This window comes from Paenibacillus sp. MT86, assembly GCF_058792535.1.
Window position 1 is genome coordinate 4485223 of sequence record NZ_CM179499.1, and the last position, 17943, is coordinate 4503165.

At 52.0% G+C, this 17943-nt stretch carries 15 protein-coding genes; 2 read left to right on the forward strand and 13 right to left on the reverse strand.

From position 1 onward, the window contains the following. Nucleotides 1-92: 92 nt before the first annotated feature. The 3 genes from pflA to adhE form a co-directional block, all read right to left on the reverse strand. Nucleotides 93-818, reverse strand: a complete 726-nt coding sequence (gene pflA, locus AC3RCL_RS20030) for a pyruvate formate-lyase-activating protein (RefSeq protein WP_492531521.1) — start codon at nucleotides 816-818, stop codon at nucleotides 93-95. A gap of 43 nt (nucleotides 819-861) precedes the next feature. Beyond that, nucleotides 862-3108, reverse strand: a complete 2247-nt coding sequence (pflB, locus tag AC3RCL_RS20035; RefSeq protein ID WP_492531523.1) for a formate C-acetyltransferase — start codon at nucleotides 3106-3108, stop codon at nucleotides 862-864. 319 nt (nucleotides 3109-3427) lie between these two features. Further along, nucleotides 3428-6040: a bifunctional acetaldehyde-CoA/alcohol dehydrogenase gene (gene adhE, locus AC3RCL_RS20040; protein ID WP_492531525.1), complete on the reverse strand. Its 2613-nt coding sequence runs from the start codon at nucleotides 6038-6040 to the stop codon at nucleotides 3428-3430. 275 nt (nucleotides 6041-6315) lie between these two features. Here adhE and AC3RCL_RS20045 point away from each other — a divergent pair, with 275 nt between their 5' ends. Together AC3RCL_RS20045 and AC3RCL_RS20050 are read left to right on the forward strand one after the other, a co-directional pair. Next, nucleotides 6316-7041 carry a Crp/Fnr family transcriptional regulator gene (locus AC3RCL_RS20045; RefSeq protein ID WP_009595016.1) on the forward strand — a complete coding sequence of 242 codons (726 nt, stop codon included), beginning with the start codon at nucleotides 6316-6318 and terminating at the stop codon, nucleotides 7039-7041. A gap of 90 nt (nucleotides 7042-7131) precedes the next feature. Beyond that, complete coding sequence (locus AC3RCL_RS20050) at nucleotides 7132-7290, forward strand: hypothetical protein (protein WP_009595014.1); 159 nt, start codon at nucleotides 7132-7134, stop codon at nucleotides 7288-7290. 382 nt (nucleotides 7291-7672) lie between these two features. On the opposite strand, the gene AC3RCL_RS20055 is transcribed toward AC3RCL_RS20050, so the two are convergent. The 10 genes from AC3RCL_RS20055 to AC3RCL_RS20100 all read right to left on the reverse strand — a co-directional run bounded on the left by AC3RCL_RS20055 (nucleotide 7673) and on the right by AC3RCL_RS20100 (nucleotide 17850). Further along, entirely contained in the window at nucleotides 7673-8461 is a 789-nt protein-coding gene (locus tag AC3RCL_RS20055) for a formate/nitrite transporter family protein (RefSeq protein ID WP_096773213.1), read from the reverse strand. Between the two features lie 47 nt (nucleotides 8462-8508). After that, nucleotides 8509-8826: a nitrite reductase small subunit NirD gene (nirD, locus tag AC3RCL_RS20060; protein ID WP_009595012.1), complete on the reverse strand. Its 318-nt coding sequence runs from the start codon at nucleotides 8824-8826 to the stop codon at nucleotides 8509-8511. A 93-nt stretch (nucleotides 8827-8919) separates the two neighbouring features. Next, a complete protein-coding gene (nirB, locus tag AC3RCL_RS20065) occupies nucleotides 8920-11358 on the reverse strand; it encodes a nitrite reductase large subunit NirB (RefSeq protein ID WP_492531528.1) in 2439 nt (812 codons plus the stop codon). 178 nt (nucleotides 11359-11536) lie between these two features. Further along, a complete protein-coding gene (locus AC3RCL_RS20070; protein ID WP_277748533.1) occupies nucleotides 11537-12214 on the reverse strand; it encodes a hypothetical protein in 678 nt (225 codons plus the stop codon). 183 nt (nucleotides 12215-12397) lie between these two features. Further along, on the reverse strand, nucleotides 12398-12718 hold the full coding sequence (locus AC3RCL_RS20075; RefSeq protein ID WP_009592832.1) for a winged helix-turn-helix transcriptional regulator: 321 nt from the start codon (nucleotides 12716-12718) through the stop codon (nucleotides 12398-12400). 154 nt (nucleotides 12719-12872) lie between these two features. Continuing rightward, on the reverse strand, nucleotides 12873-13535 hold the full coding sequence (locus tag AC3RCL_RS20080; RefSeq protein ID WP_492531531.1) for a uracil-DNA glycosylase: 663 nt from the start codon (nucleotides 13533-13535) through the stop codon (nucleotides 12873-12875). Between the two features lie 177 nt (nucleotides 13536-13712). Then, nucleotides 13713-14435, reverse strand: a complete 723-nt coding sequence (locus AC3RCL_RS20085) for a ThuA domain-containing protein (protein ID WP_492531533.1) — start codon at nucleotides 14433-14435, stop codon at nucleotides 13713-13715. Between the two features lie 43 nt (nucleotides 14436-14478). After that, nucleotides 14479-15447, reverse strand: coding sequence for a sugar phosphate isomerase/epimerase family protein (locus AC3RCL_RS20090; protein ID WP_009592834.1), 969 nt, complete (start codon nucleotides 15445-15447; stop codon nucleotides 14479-14481). A 46-nt stretch (nucleotides 15448-15493) separates the two neighbouring features. Then, entirely contained in the window at nucleotides 15494-16579 is a 1086-nt protein-coding gene (locus AC3RCL_RS20095; protein ID WP_492531536.1) for a Gfo/Idh/MocA family protein, read from the reverse strand. Nucleotides 16580-16749: 170 nt separating this feature from the next. Beyond that, a complete protein-coding gene (locus tag AC3RCL_RS20100) occupies nucleotides 16750-17850 on the reverse strand; it encodes a Gfo/Idh/MocA family protein (protein WP_009592824.1) in 1101 nt (366 codons plus the stop codon). Nucleotides 17851-17943 lie beyond the last annotated feature (93 nt).

A 17943-nucleotide genomic window follows, 5' to 3' on the forward strand; every position in this document is an offset into this window, starting at 1 on the left:
ATAACCCTTCCATTAAGAGGAAAGGTTATTGTTATTAATGATAACATATTGTGTTTAATATTATACAACTAAAATGAGTTCAGAACCGACGGCTATTTCTCGGAAATTTCGCCAATCAATCGGTAGGCGCGTGCGACTTCTTCCTCGGACGGTGAAGGTACGCCCTCCAACGGATAGGCCATACCGAGCTCCTTCCATTTGTACACGCCCATCTGATGGTATGGCAGGATCTCGAACTTCTCCACGCCGCGCAGCGTGCGGATGAATTGACCGAGCGCCACCAAATCGTCCTCGCTGTCATGGATGCCCGGCACGTAGACGTGCCGGATCCACATGTTCCGACCATGGTCGGACAGCCAGCGGGCGGTCTTCAGCGTCCTTTCATTGGACTTGCCTGTCAGCTTGATGTGCTTCTCGTCGTTGATATGCTTCAGATCAAGGAGGACCAAGTCGGTATGCTCCAGCAATTCCGATATTTTATCCGGCTCATTATACCCGTTGCTGTCCAGGGTCGTATGCAAATTCCAGCGGCGCTTCACTTCCTTGAACAGCTCCGTGACAAAAGGATACTGCAGCGTCGGCTCACCGCCCGAAACGGTGAGTCCTCCACCCGATGACCGGTAGTAGCTCAGATAAGGCTCAATCTCTCGGAGGACGTCATCCACCGTCATTTCATGTCCTTCATGAAGTCCCCAGGTATCCGGGTTGTGGCAGTATTGACACTTCAGGAGGCAGCCCTGCATGAAGAGCACAAAGCGGATACCCGGACCGTCCACCGTTCCGAACGTTTCTATGGAGTGTACATGACCTTTTAGCATGGTGCGTCATCCTTTCTGTATCCGCTATGGTTGTCTTCCATCCTTACATCGATCCGTGGAAGGTACGGTTAATGACATCGAGCTGCTGTTCGCGCGTCAGTTTGACGAAGTTGACCGCATAGCCGGATACCCGGATGGTTAACTGCGGATAATTCTCCGGATGCTCCATCGCATCGATCAGCTGCTCACGGTCAAACACGTTCACGTTCAAATGATGGGCCTTGCTGCCAAAGTAGCCGTCCAGCATGGCAACCAGATTGTTTACCCGAATGTCGCTTTCTTTGCCCAGGGCTTTCGGCACGATCGAGAACGTATTCGAGATGCCGTCCAGACTATCCTCATAAGGCAGCTTGGCCACGGAAGTCAGCGAAGCGAGGGCTCCCTTCTTATCGCGTCCGTGCATCGGGTTTGCGCCCGGCGCAAACGGCTCGCCTGCTTTGCGTCCATCCGGCGTGGTTCCTGTCTTCTTGCCGTATACCACGTTCGACGTAATCGTGAGCACCGATTGGGTCGGCATGGCATCGCGGTAGGCTTTGTGCTTGCGGATCATGCTCATGAAGGCCTCGACCAGTTCAACGGCGATGCCGTCCACGCGGTCGTCGTTGTTGCCGTAGCACGGGAAATCGCCTTCGATTTCAAAATCCACCGCAATCCCTTGCTCATTGCGTACCGGCTTCACCTTCGCATATTTAATCGCGCTCAGCGAATCCGCTGCTACGGACAAGCCCGCTATGCCGCATGCCATCGTCCGCAGGATATCGCGGTCGTGAAGTGCCATTTCAATCCGCTCGTAGCTGTATTTGTCATGCATGTAGTGAATCACGTTGAGGGTATTCATGTAGAGCTTCGCGAGCCATTCCATCATCGGCTTGAAGCGCTTCATGACCTCGTCATAACTCAGAACCTCAGCGGTGATCGCCGGATATTCCGGTCCGACCTGGGCGCCGGATTTCTCATCCTTCCCGCCGTTGATTGCATACAGCAGCGCTTTGGCCAGGTTCGCTCTGGCTCCGAAGAACTGCATCTGCTTCCCGATGCGCATGGCGGATACGCAGCAGGCGATGCCGTAATCGTCCCCATAGATCGGACGCATGAGATCGTCATTCTCATATTGGATCGAGCTCGTTTCGATCGATACCTTCGAACAGTATTTTTTGAAGGCCTCCGGAAGCTTCTCCGACCACAGCACCGTCAAGTTCGGTTCCGGCGCAGGTCCCAGATTGTACAAGGTGTGCAGGAAACGGAAGCTGTTCTTGGTTACTCTCGTTTCACCGTTCAACGACATGCCGCCGATGGATTCGGTCACCCACGTCGGATCGCCGCTGAACAGATCGTTGTAATCCGGCGTACGCAGGAACTTCACGATCCGCAGCTTCATGACAAAATGGTCCACCAGCTCCTGGGCTTTCTCTTCCGTCAGGATGCCTTCAGCCAAATCCCGCTGGATATAAATATCGAGGAAAGAAGATACCCGGCCAAGCGACATGGCAGCGCCGTTTTGCTCCTTGATCGCGGCCAAATAACCGAAATACAGCCATTGGAATGCTTCCTTCGCCGTATTCGCAGGTTTGGAAATGTCAAAGCCGTGCATGCCGGCCATTTCTTTCAGTTCCTTTAGGGCGCGCATTTGTTCGGACAGCTCTTCACGCAGACGAATCACCGGCTCGTCCATGGCGTCCACTTCAAGCTCGCCGAGTTCTCTCAGTTTGTCCTGGATCAGCGCGTCCACGCCGTATAACGATACTCTGCGGTAGTCGCCGATGATGCGGCCGCGGCCGTATGCATCGGGAAGACCCGTAATAATCCCGGCTTTGCGCGCTGCTCTCATCTCCGGAGTATAGGCATCGAATACGCCCTGGTTATGCGTTTTGCGGATGCCGTTGAAGATATCCACAACCGCCTGCGGCATTTCGAAGCCGTATGCGTTGCACGCATCAATCATCATCCGGATGCCCCCGAAAGGCTGAATCGAGCGTTTGAACGGCTCGTCGGTCTGCACGCCGACGATCTGTTCTTTATCCTTATCCAAGTAGCCGGGCCGGTGGGAGGTGATGGTGGAAGGCGTATGGACATCCACGTCCAAAACCCCGCCGTTATCCCGCTCCTTCTTGGTTAAATCCGATACGATATCCCACAGTGCCTTGGTGTTGTCCGTAGGTCCCGCCAAGAAATCATCAGAGCCATAATAAGGGGTAATATTCTCTGCAATAAAATCATTAACGTCAACGCGCTTGGTCCATTTACCTGATTTAAAACCTTTCCAGCCAACTTCTTTTTCAATCACCGACATATTGAATCCCTCCTAGATTATGCTGCAGCCTGCAGGGACTGGCGGGGACACACATTGATCTATCTCAGATCTTAAATGTGATTATTTTCAAGATCAATGGCATCTCTGCCCCGCCATGTGCCTTCAAGCTTCTATATCAAAGATCTGAGATTCAGCTTTCTGCTACACCTTTATTGTAGTCCTGTTGATCCGCAGCATCTGTGATAAAAATCACAAAGTTGTGGTTATCCGTGATTTTTATCACTCTGATTCCGGGCTCCCCTGGCTTCTACCACCATTTATAATGGAATTTAGGATCATCCTTCTGTCCCATTCCTGTTTAGAAACGTCCATAGAAGGCGTTGCGATATACTTCTGCCAGCTCCGTCACCAGCGGCAGCTTCGGATTGCTGGTCGTGCACTGATCTTCGAAAGCCCGGTCCGCCAAATGCTCGACGTTTCTCTCGAAGTCCTGAGGATCGATGCCAAGCTGCTGGAACGATTCCTCGATGCCGAGCTTGCTGTTCAGCTCGCGGATGGCGGCGATCAGGCTGTTTACGCCCTCCTCCGTCGTTCTTGCCGGCAGTCCAAGAATCCGTGCGATCTCGGCATATCTTTCATCGGCCACAAAGTGGGTGTATTTCGGCCATGCCGCGAATTTCGTCGGCTTCTTGGCATTGTAGCGAATGACGTGCGGCATCAGTATGGCATTGGTCCGTCCGTGCGCCGTATGGTACTGTCCGCCCCATTTATGCGCCAGACTGTGGTTGATGCCCAGGAACGCGTTCGCAAAGGCCATGCCTGCAAGCGTCGAAGCATTATGCATTTTCTCGCGGGCGAGTTTGTCGCCGGTCAGCGCCGATTGCTCAAGATACTGGAACACCAGCTGTATGGCTTTGATGGCAAGCCCATCCGTGTAATCGCTGGCCATCACCGATACGTAGGCTTCAATCGCATGCGTCAGGACGTCCATGCCGGTATCGGCCACCGCCGTTTTAGGCAAGGTGTATACGAATTCCGGATCGATGATCGCCACGTCCGGCGTCAGCTCATAGTCTGCCAGCGGGTATTTGGTATTTCCCTGCACTTTGTCCGTGATGACGGCAAACGAAGTTACTTCCGAGCCCGTTCCCGACGTTGTCGGAATGGCTACGAATTTCGCCTTTCGTCCCAGCTTCGGATATTTATAGACCCGTTTGCGGATATCCATGAATTTTTGCTTCAGGTTGTTGAAATCCGTATCCGGATATTCATAGAACAGCCACATCGCTTTTGCGGCATCCATAGGCGATCCGCCTCCGAGGGCGATGATGCAGTCCGGCTGGAACCGTTCCAGCATCTCCGTCCCCCGTTCCACGGTCGTTGTCGAAGGATCCGGCTCGACTTCCGAGAACACCTCGATGGCTACCGGCACTCTGCGCTGACGCAGGTAATGCTCTACCCGCTCCACATATCCCAGCTTCACCATCATCGGGTCGGTTACGATCGCGACGCGGGTGATGTCAGGCATTTTGGCGAGATACTGCGTCGAGCCTTTTTCAAAGTAAATTTTGTCCGGCACTTTAAACCACTGCATATTCACGGTTCTGCGGTTCACCCTTTTCACGTTGATGAGATTGACGGCCGTCACGTTAGACGACGTGGAATTCCGGCCATACGAACCGCAGCCGAGCGTCAGCGATGGCAGGTTCGTGTTGTAGATATCCCCGATCCCGCCTTGCGAGGAAGGCTGGTTGACCAGGATGCGGCAGGTCTTCATGCGATCCGAGAATTTCAGGATGACGTCTTCATTGTTCGAGTGGATGACCGACGAGTGGCCCATGCCGCCAAAAGCTACCATCTCTTCGGCGCGCGCGATGCCCTCTTCCGCATCTTTCACTTTATAGCAGGCCAGCACCGGGCTCAGCTTCTCGGCGGACAACGGATAAGCAGGACCGACTCCCTCCAGCTCGGCGACCAGGATCTTGGTGCTTTCCGGTACCTCAAAGCCGCAAGCCTCGGCAATCTTGGCTGCCGGCTGTCCGACGATGGTAGGATTGACGGCGCATTTATCCGCTACCATGGCATGCGCAGTCAGCTTCGCCAGCTCTTCCTTGTTCACGAAATAACAGCCGCTGGCGATCATTTTTTTCTTCACGGTATGATAGATCGGCTCCTCTATAATGACGGCTTGCTCGGATGCGCAGATCATGCCGTTATCAAACGTCTTGGATAGAATCAAGTCGTTCACCGCTTGATCGAGGTCCGCGCTTTTCTCGATGAAGCACGGCACGTTGCCGGGACCTACGCCGAGGGCAGGCTTGCCGCAGCTGTATGCTGCTTTGACCATCGCCGATCCGCCCGTAGCCAGAATGCAGGCAACGTCAGGATGGTTCATGAGCGTATTGGTTTTATCCATGGAAGGAGCCTCGATCCACTGGATGCAGTCGGCCGGAGCGCCTTGTTTCACGGCGGCGTCCCGCAGGATGAGCGCGGCCTCCCTGCTGCATGCCTGCGCGGATGGATGGAAACCGAAGATGATCGGGTTTCTTGTTTTGATGGAGATCAGCGCCTTGAATATGGTGGTCGAGGTCGGATTGGTTACCGGTGTGATCCCCATGATGATCCCGATCGGCTCCGCAATTTTTTGGAAGCTGTCATAGGCATTGTCTTCGATGATACCTACCGTTTTGTCGTACTTGATGCTGTTGTGGATATACTCCGTGGCAAACAGGTTTTTGATGATTTTGTCTTCATACACGCCGCGGCCCGTTTCTTCAACCGCCATTTTCGCCAGCTGCATGTGCTTCTCAAGTCCGGCCATGGCCATGGCCTGCACAATTCCGTCGACTTGCTCCTGATCGAGTTTCATAAACTTTTCTTTTGCCCGATTCGCCTTGTCGATCAGACCTTGAATGTACTCTGCTGCCGTTTGTCCCTTCACTTCAACCGTTGTTCCTTTGCTCACAGCCATATCTCTCATCCTCCCATGGTTCATGTTCTTTTTTGTCTACGCTTCGATCGTAACACAGACGCTCCTTAAATCATGTGAAATATTTCACAATATTAAAATTTATCTTTTCTGTGTGATTTATACCTGTCTTTTCCCTCTTTCAAGTGAAAGAGATCACAATGTTTGAAAATTCGCCATGATTTCCCTCTTGTTCCGCCCCACAAGTGAATGTTTTCACGTTATAATGTATTTAAAGATTAAACAGATCAAATTTTAGGATGTTAGGGGATACCACCATGAAAACTGTAGACCATGTAATGGAAATCGAAAACTTAGGGAACACGCAGTGCTTCTCGGAACAAAACCGCAACCGTCTGCTGGTCACCATGAAGGAAAGGGTACTCCCTGAAGGATCGCATTTGTTCTGGGAAGGCGACTTCGCCGACAAGCTGTACTTCGTTAAACAAGGAAGAATTAAATTAACCAAATCGACGGATGAAGGCAAAGAGCTTATTCTATATATGTACCATCCAGGAGACATGGTCGGGCAAGCCGATCCATTCTTCAGCAACAACCACAGTTTTTCGGCAGAGGTGCTTGAGGACAGCGTAGTCGGGGTCATCGAGCACAAGGACCTTGAGCTATTGATCTGCCAGCATTGCGACTTCGCGATTGATTTCATGAAGTGGATGGGTATACACCACCGCATCACGCAGACCAAATTCCGTGATCTCATGATGTACGGCAAGCCCGGCGCATTAACGTCGACGCTGATTCGTCTGGGCAATACCTACGGGCAGCATCAAGAGGATGGCACCATTCTCATCAACAAAAAGATCACCCACACCGATCTTTCGAACATGATCGGGGCCACCCGCGAAAGCGTGAACCGGATGCTGAGCGATCTTCGCAAAAAGGACGCCATCGAATATGCCGGCGGCATGATTGTTATCAAAGATCTGCCGATGCTGCAGGAAATATGCCACTGCGAGCTGTGTCCGAACGAAATCTGCCGGATTTGATCCGCCTAAAGCCCCTTCGGTGCATAATATATGGGCATCTGCTTACAATAAGCCTTGTCTTTCCAATCCAAATCAAAGGGAGTGCTCAGCATGCGTGAAGGTTTGATTCCTGCAGTTCTTGGAACCGTGGTTTCTGCTTCGGGTGCCGCTCTGCTTTGCAGCAGGTATAAATTCGCTGCAACCGGTATTCTAGGCTTCGGACTGGCTCATATGGTGCTTGGTGCGATCGACCTGGTGGAACATCGGTAAACGATTTGGAAGGCAAGATTCTCACGGCTGTCCTTTCAGTTCAATGACTGAGGAGGACAGCTTATTTATGCTGTTGCCCTCCTGCTCCCTTCAGCGATGACATATCCAAAAAAAGCGGATTTCCCAAAAGAACATTACATCTGACGGGGAGCCCACTATTTCTGTTTGGGGACGTTCCGTGTGCGCATCGTTCCTCCCATTGCCTTTGTCCCAAATTTCTTGGAATGGTTGTGTCTTTACAAAAAAAGAAACCGTTGCTTGGCGAATGGACGAATGACAGACCATTAACCAAGAACGGTTTCTTTGTTTATTCACCAGGTTGGACTTTTTCTGACAATGAACTAGGAGGATGGAATTCCTCCGTTTCACCGCCTATCACAGCTTACTTTTGCTTGTTCCCTTTTCCCGAAGAGATAAACCAGTAAGCCATGCCTACAAACAACCCGCCGCCAATGATATTCCCCAGCGTGACCGGCACCATGTTGCTTATCCAGCCGCCGATGGATACCGTCTCGGGATGTCCCGGCAATATCGTCGCCAGCGTCAGAAGCGACATGTTCGCTACGCTATGCTCATACCCTGTCGCAATGAAGGCAAACAGGCACCACCATATTAAAATCAGTTTCGTGGTTTCTCCTTTGGCCCGAATCCCCATCCACAGGGCCAGACATACAAGCCAGTTACATAATATGCCTCTAAAAAACAGCTCCATGAACGGATCGTTCATTTTCTTGGCCGCAGCCGTGAAGATGAGATGATCGGGCGGCAGCCCTTTGAACAGGCCGGAAGCGTAAACCAGATAGCTGAGCAGGATCGCTCCCGCCAAATTGCCGATAAACACAAGGCCCCAGTTTTTCAGCGTGTCCCCCATCGTCGTTCGTTTGGATAACGTGCTTATCGTAAAAAACATATGATTTCCGGTGAACAGCTCTGAACCGGCAAACACAACCAACGTGAGCGCAATCCCGAATGCGGCTCCCATGACGAGGGACTGGAAAGGCGAACCGGCGGCTGCCAGCGGCGCGCCCAGCTTAAAGATTAATACGATCCCAATGCCGACATAAGCGCCGGCTAGCATGGCCGATACCATGTAACGCAGCAAGTTGTTGTTCATCTGCTCTTTTTTCGCAACCGCGGCATTGACGACGGCTTCCACATCATTGTTAAACATGGGTTACCACCTCTTGGTTTCGTCTGTTGAAGCTGCTTATTACGGCCTTATACACCTACCTCAACCTTTCCGTCCACGGCGCGAACCGGATATATCCGAACTTGGCCCTTATCCGGAGCCTGCACAAGCCCTGTCGAAAGCTCGATCTTCCAATCGTATAACGGATCGTAAATGTAATGCCCGGATACGATGGCTTCGGCTAACGGACCTCCTTTGGGATGCGGGCTTTTATTCTCCAAAGCAAACCATTGATGATCCGAGGTCCGGAAGACGGCAATCTCCCGGTCACCGATTTGGACCACCCTTCCGAGTTGCGACAGAAATTCATGTTCATTCCCTACCGTGATATAAGTTCCGGTTTCCATAATGCGCAGCCTCCACTTCTCTTGTTCGATTCCTATCCAAGCAATAAGCTCTCTATAATCCGGCAGCCGAGGGGGAACCGTTCTCCCCCTCGATTACTTGCTGCCGACCGGTCTTGCGTCCTGGAACAGCGTATTGCGCAGCTTATCGTCGTTCAGCACTTTCTTCCACGGATCTTCCACTTGCTGCAGGGCCAGCTCAATTCTTTCCACCAGCTCCTTACGCTGTTTAGCATCATCAAGGACCGCCGCACGGATTTGTTCCAGTCCCAGACGCTCTACCCATTCCGACGTTCTCTCGAGGTACTTGCCGGTTTCACGGTAGTACTGCATCAAGGCGCCGCAGATCTCGATCAATTCCTCGTCCGTCTTCACCTTACAGAACGAATCGGCCAGGCGCGCCTTCGTTCCGCCGTTGCCTCCGACGAATATCTCCCATCCGCCGTCATTGCCGACGATCCCGATGTCCTTCGTGCACGATTCGGCACAATTTCGCGGACATCCGTTGACCGCCATTTTAAACTTCGCCGGAAAATCCAGCCGCTCGAATTTCTCCTCGAGGAATGCACCCATGCCCATCGAATCCTGCGTGCCGAAGCGGCAGAATTGGGAGCCTACGCAGGTCTTGACGGTCCGCAGCGATTTGGCATAAGCATAACCGGACGGCATATCCAGCTCTTCCCATACGCTTGGCAGATCTTCCTTCTTCACGCCGATCAGATCCAGTCGCTGTCCGCCGGTTACCTTAACGACCTTAACATTGTACTTAAGCGATACGTCCGCAATTTTCTTCAAATCCTCCGGCGTGGTAACGCCGCCGTACATTCTTGGCACTACCGTGTAAGTGCCGTCTTTCTGAATGTTGGCGTTCATCCGCTCGTTGACGAAGCGGGACTCCCTCTCCTCCTGATGGGTCACCGGATTCAGCATCGCCAGATAATAATGGATGGCGGGACGGCATTTCGAGCAGCCCTCAGGGTTGCTGAAGTTCAGAACATGCATGACTTCCTTCGTCGTAGTCAGCCCCTTGGCGCTGATTTCGGCGACGATTTCGTCCCGGTCGAGCGTGGTGCACGGACATATGCCTTGTTTGCCTGCCGTCTTAAAGCCATCGCCCAGTACGCTCTGAAGGATTTGCTCCACGACTGGCTTGCAGCCTCCGCAAGAACGGGTCGCTCCCGTGCAAGCTTTGATTTCGTCCACCGTCGTGAGGCCTTGAAGCGTCACGGCATCCACAATGGCCTTTTTGGTTACGCCGTTGCAGCCGCAGACGATTTCATCGTCGGGCATCTTATCCAGCGAGAAGGCCTTGCCGGTTCCTTTCCCTGCACATTCGGTGCCCATGATCGAATGATAGATCTCCTCGGTCATGGCCGTCTTTTTTCGTATCATGGATTGAAGGCTGGCCGAATCGCTGACATCCCCGAACAATATCGCACCGGCGATGATATTGTCGCGCAGCAGGATTTTCTTATAAGTCTTGCGCCAATCGTCCTTTGCCACGATCACCGAGTGCTCAGCCTGCTCCATGAATTCTCCTGCGGAGAATACATCAACGCCGCTGATTTTCAGTTTCGTCGATACGATGCTGCCCTCGTAAGGCTGGCCGTCCACGCCGCAGAGATGCTTGGCAAGAACCTGTCCCTGCTCGAACAACGGCGCAACCAAGCCGTAGCATGCCCCCCGATGCTCGCAGCATTCGCCGACCGCATACACATCCGGCCAGGAGGTCTGAAGATAATCGTTGACTACGATTCCCCGGTTCACTTCGATACCGCTCGCTTGGGCGGCAGCAACGTTCGCTCTGATCCCCACGGCCATGACCACGAGTTCCGCTTCAAGCTCATCCCCATCTTTGAACCGCAGCCCCGTGACCCTCTCATCGCCCATGATTTCCGTGGTTTGTTTGCCTAATAAGAACCGGATGCCCTGCCGCTCCAGCTCCCTTTGCAGCATCCCCGATGCCATGGAATCCAGCTGGCTCTCCATCAAATCCTGCATGAGATGAACCACCGTCACCTCCATGCCCAGGCTGACCAATCCCTTAGCGGCTTCCAGACCCAGCAGCCCTCCGCCGATGACGGCCGCTTTCTTGTATGCCTTGGCGGCTTGAAGCATCTGCGTGCAGTCGGCGATGTTTCGAAATCCGATAACTCCCTCTTTATCACTGCCCGGTACAGGCAATATAAAAGGTTTCGAACCTGTAGCTATAATCACTTTGTCATAAGGAACCGTCAATCCGTTATCGGCCGTCACTACCTTGCGCTCCCCGTCGATGGCGGTGACGGTCACACCCGTATGCAGGGTGATCTGATTGTCCTCGTACCATTTCCAGTCATTCAATACAATGTCGTCCAAGGTTTTGCTGCCTTCCAGCACATAGGACAGCATAATGCGATTGTAGTTCGGGTGAGGCTCCTGTCCAATGACGGTGATGTCAAATTTCCCACCCAATTTAATGATTTGCTCGACCGTGCTTATGCCTGCAATACCGTTGCCAATGACAACCAACTTATCTCTCTTTATATTGGACATCGTTTGATTCCTCCCCAACACGTGATCTTGTTCTCGTGTACTCCACTGCTTACAAGTAAATTATATCGTGTAAAGGCATATATTTTTGTGATTAATTTCACATTGATCTTTAAAATTTAAATAAAAATACCAAATAACCCTGTTCGATTGGAACAAGGTTATCCTAAACAGCCGCATGCTATATGATTTCGGCTTCCATATAGGCTCGTTCGCCGCCGGGCACTTTTAAATAGGGACGAATTCCGGCAAATCCCCCCGCATCCAGGTTCACCCCGGTCATCCAATTCCCCTCCAAAAGGCCTCCTTCCGACTGCATGATGACGGCAGGTGCCTCGATATGCTCCTGGTACAGTACGATGCCGGCCTGAATGGTCTTATAGGCTTTTCCTTGCTGCACCAAAGGTAAGGCACTAATATACGTAGGCACAAAATAATGGGCGATCACGTCCAGCTCCTCCCCGTCGAAGAACGCTTCGCTGCCGAGGAAGGGATGCAGCATCACGATTTTCTCGTAGAGCGACCAGATGATCATATGCAGGAATCTTCCCATCCGTCCCTTATTTTGCTCGGAAGACGAATTCAATGTTTCGGTTTCATAACCAATGAACTTCCATCCGCCGGGAGCTTTGACCCACTTCTGGAACATGTCGACCCGAGCTGTGCCGTCTTGGCTAAGGGATGCTACAGCGTCTGGGCTTGTTCCACACACGGCCGACCACAGTGATTCCGGTACATACTGGCTCAGCACCCGCTTGGTTTTCTCAAATATATGAAGCACTTGTAATGAAGCGTTTTCAAGCTCTGAGATGTCCTCTTGTCCATAATGGAACCGGGAGATATTCGTTCGCTTGATCATGGGCTCGCCTCCTTGATATGCCGCCTGGATTATTACATCATATAGAAGGTGCGTCAGCTTGGTGCATGTCCGGATATTTTTGCAGGACGAAACGAAAAATCAGCCATGCTGGTTAGAAAAAAAACCCTGAAATGAGGATATCTCATGCCAGGGTTTAATCGTCAACGGGAGTCTTAAGATGACTCATCTGTCGACCCATTGTTCTGCCCAGGATGAAATTTGCTCCATCACCGGACGCAGTGCTTTGCCTTTTTCAGTCAGTTCATATTCAATACGTACCGGAGTTTCCGGATAGACATGACGAATCAGTATGCCTTCGCATTCCAAATCCTTCATCCGCTCGGAGAGCATTTTATCGCTCATGGACGGAATCAAATTCGAAATATCCTTAAAGCGCTTAGGCCCGCTCATCAGCGTTTGAATAATCAAGCCATTCCACCGTTTGCCCAGAAAAGAAAAGGCCGATTCGAAACGGGGACACATCGTAACATTTGTAACTTCCATATCCCTTCACCTCTTTACGAAGTCACCTTGTTTATAGAAACTCATAAGCTTACCCAAAAATCTAGAAAACTTACGAATTGTAAGTATGTTTCATTTTAGCATATTTTCGAGAAGCTGAAAACCTCCTAGCCCCTTTTTCCCAGAAAATCAGCGCTTATCCCCCTAATATCCGAGCCAAAATATCCAAATCGTCCTCAATCAAAGTGGATAATTTCCTATTATACAGCACCGCCGCTGGATGGAACAGAGGGAATATCTTATAGGTCTCCGGTGAAAAAACATAGCCTGCTCCGGGATTTTTCGGATCTGCCGCTTGCTGAACCGGGCCCTCCATCAGCTTGCCGTGCAGCGACGTCACCGTTTCATGGCTTCCGATTAACCGGTGCAGCGCGGTATTTCCCATCGGTGCCAGGATGTCCGGGCGGACCCATCGGATCTCTTCATCAAGCAAAGGCGCATGCGCCAAAATTTCCGCCTTGGTCGGCGTGCGATTCGATCGGCTGATGACATTCTCGCCCGAAGGCCTCACGAGCACTTTATCCTTGTAGGGCCTGCTTCGCATGGCACTGGTAATATATACCTGGTCCCGCGTCAGTTTCAGACGTTCCAGGTACGCGTTCATCTCTTGTCCGGCCTGCCCTACGAAAGGTTTGCCTTCCAATACTTCATGAGCTCCGGGCGCTTCCCCGATGAACATGATTTTCGCAAAGCGGACTCCCCTTCCGAGCAGGAAGCCCTCAACGGGTTGATGGACGAGCCTGGCCCGGCATATGGCGATGATTGCGGGATCTACAGGTGCGCTTTGTACTTCGTTCATGTGTACAGCCCCCCTCTCCTATATCATACAATACCCCATATTCACGTATATTCTATCCCCAGCCGGCAAAAAACATTTCGAAAAAGCAGCCCCAACATACCAAAAAAACGAGCCGAACAAGGACTGTACCTTGAACGGCTCGTTCGTTGATGATTAAGATAATGCGCTGTTTATTGCTTAGACTAAAACGGGAAGCGCGCGAACCGGCTGACTGTTGCCGAACGTTTGCTTGCCTGCCGTGGAATGAGCCCAGTTAATCGCATTGGAGATCACTTTCAGCACTTCGGGGTTGTAGTAGGTTGGATAGGTCTCATGCCCTGGACGGAAGTAAAAAATGTTCCCATGCCCGCGTTTGAATGTGCATCCGCTGCGGAACACTTCCCCGCCCTCGAAATTGCTGACGAATACCAGCTCATCGGGGGCCGGAATGTCAAAGAACTCCCCGTACATTTCCTCGTGCTCGATGATCATCGGTCCCGTAATTCCCGCCGCAATCGGATGCGTCGGATTCACGCTCCAAATAATTTCCTGTTCTCCTGCTTCGCGCCACTTCAAATCGCAGCTCGTGCCCATCAAAGCTTTGAACGGTTTGGAAAAATGTCCGGAATGGAGAACGATCAGTCCCATACCATCCTGCACGCGTTTTACGACCTTGCTTACGATTTCGTCACTAACCTGGTCATGAGCCATATGCCCCCACCACAACAGCACATCGGTTGAATCCAGTACATCGTCCGTCAATCCATGCTCCGGCTGGTCGAGCGTTGCCGTTCTAATGATGAAATCCGGATTTTGCAGACCCTCCGCCAAAGCTGTGTGAATGCCCGTCGGATAAACGCTCCGAACCTCATCATGGATTTTCTCGTGCACGAATTCATTCCATATGGTTACGTTAAGCATGTTGCTGTTCCCCCTAATTGCTTATTCGTTATTCTCTACGCTGTTAGACCCACCACATTTCTCCGAGCGGCTCTTCGATCAGCACTTGCTGAAGGTTTTGCACCGCTTTGGAGAAGCCTTCTTCAACGGACATCAGTCCGTCTTCATGTTCAATGCTCACGACATAGTCATATCCAACCAGGCGAAGAGCACTCATCATATCCGCCCATTCCTTCACATCGTGTCCGTAACCTACGCTGCGGAACTGCCAAGCGCGATCCAGCATGTTCGCATACGACTGCATATCCGTGAGACCGTGTTTGTTCACGTTAATCGGATCAATGCTAGTATCCTTCGCATGGAAGTGGTGGATCGCTCCTTCGCGGCCCAAAATTTGAATCGCTTGAACAGGGTCAATCCCTTGCCACCACATGTGGCTCGGATCCAGGTTGGCACCGATCACTTCGCCTGCGGCTTCGCGCAAACGGAGCAGCGTGCCCGGCGTGTGAACGGAGAAGCCGCCGTGCAGTTCCAAACCGATTTTGACATTGCGGTCTGCCGCAAATTTACCCCACTCGGTCCAATAAGGAATGACCTTGTTATCCCACTGCCAAGTCAGGATCTCTTGATAGTCGTTAGGCCAAGGCGCTACCGGCCAGTTCGGGTATTTGGCATCCTCGTGGTCGCCTGGGCAGCCGGAGAATGTGTTGACAACAGGTACTTCAAGCTTTTCGGCAAGCTCCACCGTTTTTACGTATGTGTCATGGAATTCTTTAGCGATTGCCTTTTGCGGATGAAGCGGATTGCCGTGGCAGCTCAGTGCGCTAATGATCAGCCCGCGGGATTCCACCGCGTTTTTGAAGTTTTTCAACGCGGTTTCATTCTCAAGCAGCTCGACCGGGTTGCAATGTGCATTTCCGGGATAACCGCCTGTTCCGATTTCAACTGCTTTAAGGCCCTTGGATGCCACGTAGTCCAAAGCATCCTCCAGTTTACGTCCACTCAGCAATACCATAAATACGCCTAATTTCATTGTATAACCTCCTGGTTTAGCTTAGTCATCATATTGATTGCAAAATTTAGTTGTCGAAATAAACCGCTTTACCCGTCTTCGCAGATTCATAGATCGCTTCCAGGATTTGCGTCACCACAAACGCCTGCTCCGGCTTAACGACCGGATCTTTATCCTCTATAATCGCTTCGAGCCACATTCTTGCTTCACGGTCCGAGTCGTTTTCCTTGGAGCCCGAATAGAAAGCTACGCCGCCGGCGTTCAGATCCACTTTGGTTTCATACAGCCTGCTCATTTTCTCGCCGTTGATGCGCAAGCCGTCTTTCATGTCGGCTCCGCCTTCGGTTCCCGCCAATACGGCTTTCGCTTCGCCGATCTCGAGGACGTTAAGCGCCCAGCTGGATTCCAGAACGATTGTGGCTCCGTTCTCCATCGTAATAAATCCGAATGCCGAATCCTCTACCGTGAATTCCTTCGGATCCCACGGACCGAACGCATTCGCCGCATTCTCGCGTTGACCCAATTTATGGAACGTGGATCCCAGCACGCTTTTCGGCTTGTAATTGTCCATCAGCCACAAGGTCAAATCCAGCGCATGGGTTCCGATATCGATCAACGGACCTCCGCCTTGCTTCTCCTCGTCAAGGAATACGCCCCAGGTCGGAACGGCGCGGCGGCGGACGGCCAAGGCTTTACCGTAGTAGATCTCGCCCAGCTCGCCTTCCTCGCAGATCCCCTTCAAATACATGCTGTCGTCCCGGAAACGGTTGTTATAACCGATGGTCAGTTTTTTGCCTGTGCGCTTTGCGGCATCCAGCATTGCCTGTGCTTCGGAAACCGTTTTTGCCATCGGCTTCTCGCACATCACGTGCTTGCCGGCTTCCAGGGATGCTACCGTGATTTCGGAGTGCGAGTCGTTCGGCGTACATACATGGATGACGTCAATGCTGCCGTCATTCAGCAATTCCCTGAAATCCGTGTACACTTTTGCGCCTTCAACCCCGTATTCGGCAGCTGCCTTCTGCGCACGCTCTTCCACGATGTCGCAAAAAGCGACCAATTCGGCTTGTGCCTGCTTCTTCAAGCTCGGCATATGCTTGCCGTTGGCGATTCCCCCGCAGCCGATAATTCCGATTTTCAACGTGTTCGACATGTCCATTTCCTCCCCATACTGTTGATCTTATTGGAGCTGTCCCAATATTAGTGCAACGCTTTCATGCGGATCGCCGGGCAAGAGCTCATCATCCTGCCAGATCCGTCAGAAGCTGGTTTGCCTGTTGTTCATAACCAGTTTACAAGAATATGGACCAGGCTTCCAGTTCCCTATTCTGCCGATTCTGCCTGCTGAGGTGCCGGAAGTTTGCCATAACGGTACGTGCTTTGCAGAACGATATGTCTTCCCTCCAGCGAAGACTGCTGAAAGGACTGCATGATCTCCAGCACGTGATAAGCCAGGCGCCCGCTTACGCGGTGGTCCTTCTGCTCATGAATCGATTGGATCATATCATGGATGCCCAGACCCCGCTCGTTCTTCCCGCATTCGAAGGCGGGCTCAAGCAATTCCCACTCCTCGGAGCCGTGCTTGCGCAGCTTCACTTCCCCGTTGAAGTAGTTCGGATCGCCGAGACTCAGGCTGCCCTGCGTGCCGTAGATTTCGATCCAGGGCAGATTGGATCCGCCAAAGATATCGAAACTGGTAATCATGGTTGCAATGGCACCGTTCTCAAAATCCAGCGTCCCTGCCAAATGCGTCGGCGTCTGAACCGTGATCGGCTTTCCTTGAAGCGGGCCGGAGCCGACGGAACGGTCCGGGATCTGGATGCCTGTGGATGCGCTGATCCGGCTTGCGGGACCCAGCAGCTCTACCAGGGCCGACACATAATAAGGTCCCATGTCCATCATTGGACCTCCGCCCGACGCGTAAAAAAATTCGGGATTGGGATGCCATGCTTCCGGTCCTGCCCCCATCATAAACGCCGTTGCTGCAACAGGTCTGCCGATCAGCCCGGATTCAATGGCCGCTTTGGCCGTCTGTACGCCGGAGCCTAGGAACGTATCCGGTGCGCAGCCGACGCGAAGCCCCTTCTGATCCGCGATATTCAGAACGCGGCGGGCTTCGTCAAGGGTTATGGCCAGCGGTTTTTCACTGTAGACATGCTTTCCTGCTTCCAGGGAGGCGATATCGACATTAGCGTGGCTGGCCGGAATGGTCAAATTAATAATAAACTCAATATCTGTCTGTGCGAGCATCTCCTCAACCGTGTATACGTTCGGGATGTTGAACTCTTCCGCTTTCGCTTTGGCGTTGTCCGGAATGAGATCGGCACATGCCACGATTTCAACCCAAGGGCTGTTTTTCAAGTTCGTGAAGTATACGCCGCTGATGGTTCCGCAGCCAATTATACCTGCTCTCATTTTTTTCATCGATGTCACTCCTTGAACCAATAGATGTGCTCGGACTAGTACAATGGTATTCTTTTATGCTTTCGTTTAAAATGAAGAATATGATTAAAACAT

Bases quoted from the DNA above. Each gene is read 5' to 3' on its own strand.
- AC3RCL_RS20045 (WP_009595016.1), top strand. From the start codon at position 6,316: ATGAAAACTGTAGACCATGTAATGGAAATCGAAAACTTAGGGAACACG.
- nirB (WP_492531528.1), bottom strand. From the start codon at position 11,358: ATGTCCAATATAAAGAGAGATAAGTTGGTTGTCATTGGCAACGGTATT.
- AC3RCL_RS20050 (WP_009595014.1), top strand. From the start codon at position 7,132: ATGCGTGAAGGTTTGATTCCTGCAGTTCTTGGAACCGTGGTTTCTGCT.
- AC3RCL_RS20070 (WP_277748533.1), bottom strand. From the start codon at position 12,214: ATGATCAAGCGAACGAATATCTCCCGGTTCCATTATGGACAAGAGGAC.
- AC3RCL_RS20095 (WP_492531536.1), bottom strand. From the start codon at position 16,579: ATGTCGAACACGTTGAAAATCGGAATTATCGGCTGCGGGGGAATCGCC.
- AC3RCL_RS20055 (WP_096773213.1), bottom strand. From the start codon at position 8,461: ATGTTTAACAATGATGTGGAAGCCGTCGTCAATGCCGCGGTTGCGAAA.
- AC3RCL_RS20100 (WP_009592824.1), bottom strand. From the start codon at position 17,850: ATGAAAAAAATGAGAGCAGGTATAATTGGCTGCGGAACCATCAGCGGC.
- AC3RCL_RS20085 (WP_492531533.1), bottom strand. From the start codon at position 14,435: ATGCTTAACGTAACCATATGGAATGAATTCGTGCACGAGAAAATCCAT.
- pflB (WP_492531523.1), bottom strand. From the start codon at position 3,108: ATGTCGGTGATTGAAAAAGAAGTTGGCTGGAAAGGTTTTAAATCAGGT.
- AC3RCL_RS20075 (WP_009592832.1), bottom strand. From the start codon at position 12,718: ATGGAAGTTACAAATGTTACGATGTGTCCCCGTTTCGAATCGGCCTTT.
- nirD (WP_009595012.1), bottom strand. From the start codon at position 8,826: ATGGAAACCGGAACTTATATCACGGTAGGGAATGAACATGAATTTCTG.
- pflA (WP_492531521.1), bottom strand. From the start codon at position 818: ATGCTAAAAGGTCATGTACACTCCATAGAAACGTTCGGAACGGTGGAC.
- AC3RCL_RS20080 (WP_492531531.1), bottom strand. From the start codon at position 13,535: ATGAACGAAGTACAAAGCGCACCTGTAGATCCCGCAATCATCGCCATA.
- AC3RCL_RS20090 (WP_009592834.1), bottom strand. From the start codon at position 15,447: ATGAAATTAGGCGTATTTATGGTATTGCTGAGTGGACGTAAACTGGAG.
- adhE (WP_492531525.1), bottom strand. From the start codon at position 6,040: ATGGCTGTGAGCAAAGGAACAACGGTTGAAGTGAAGGGACAAACGGCA.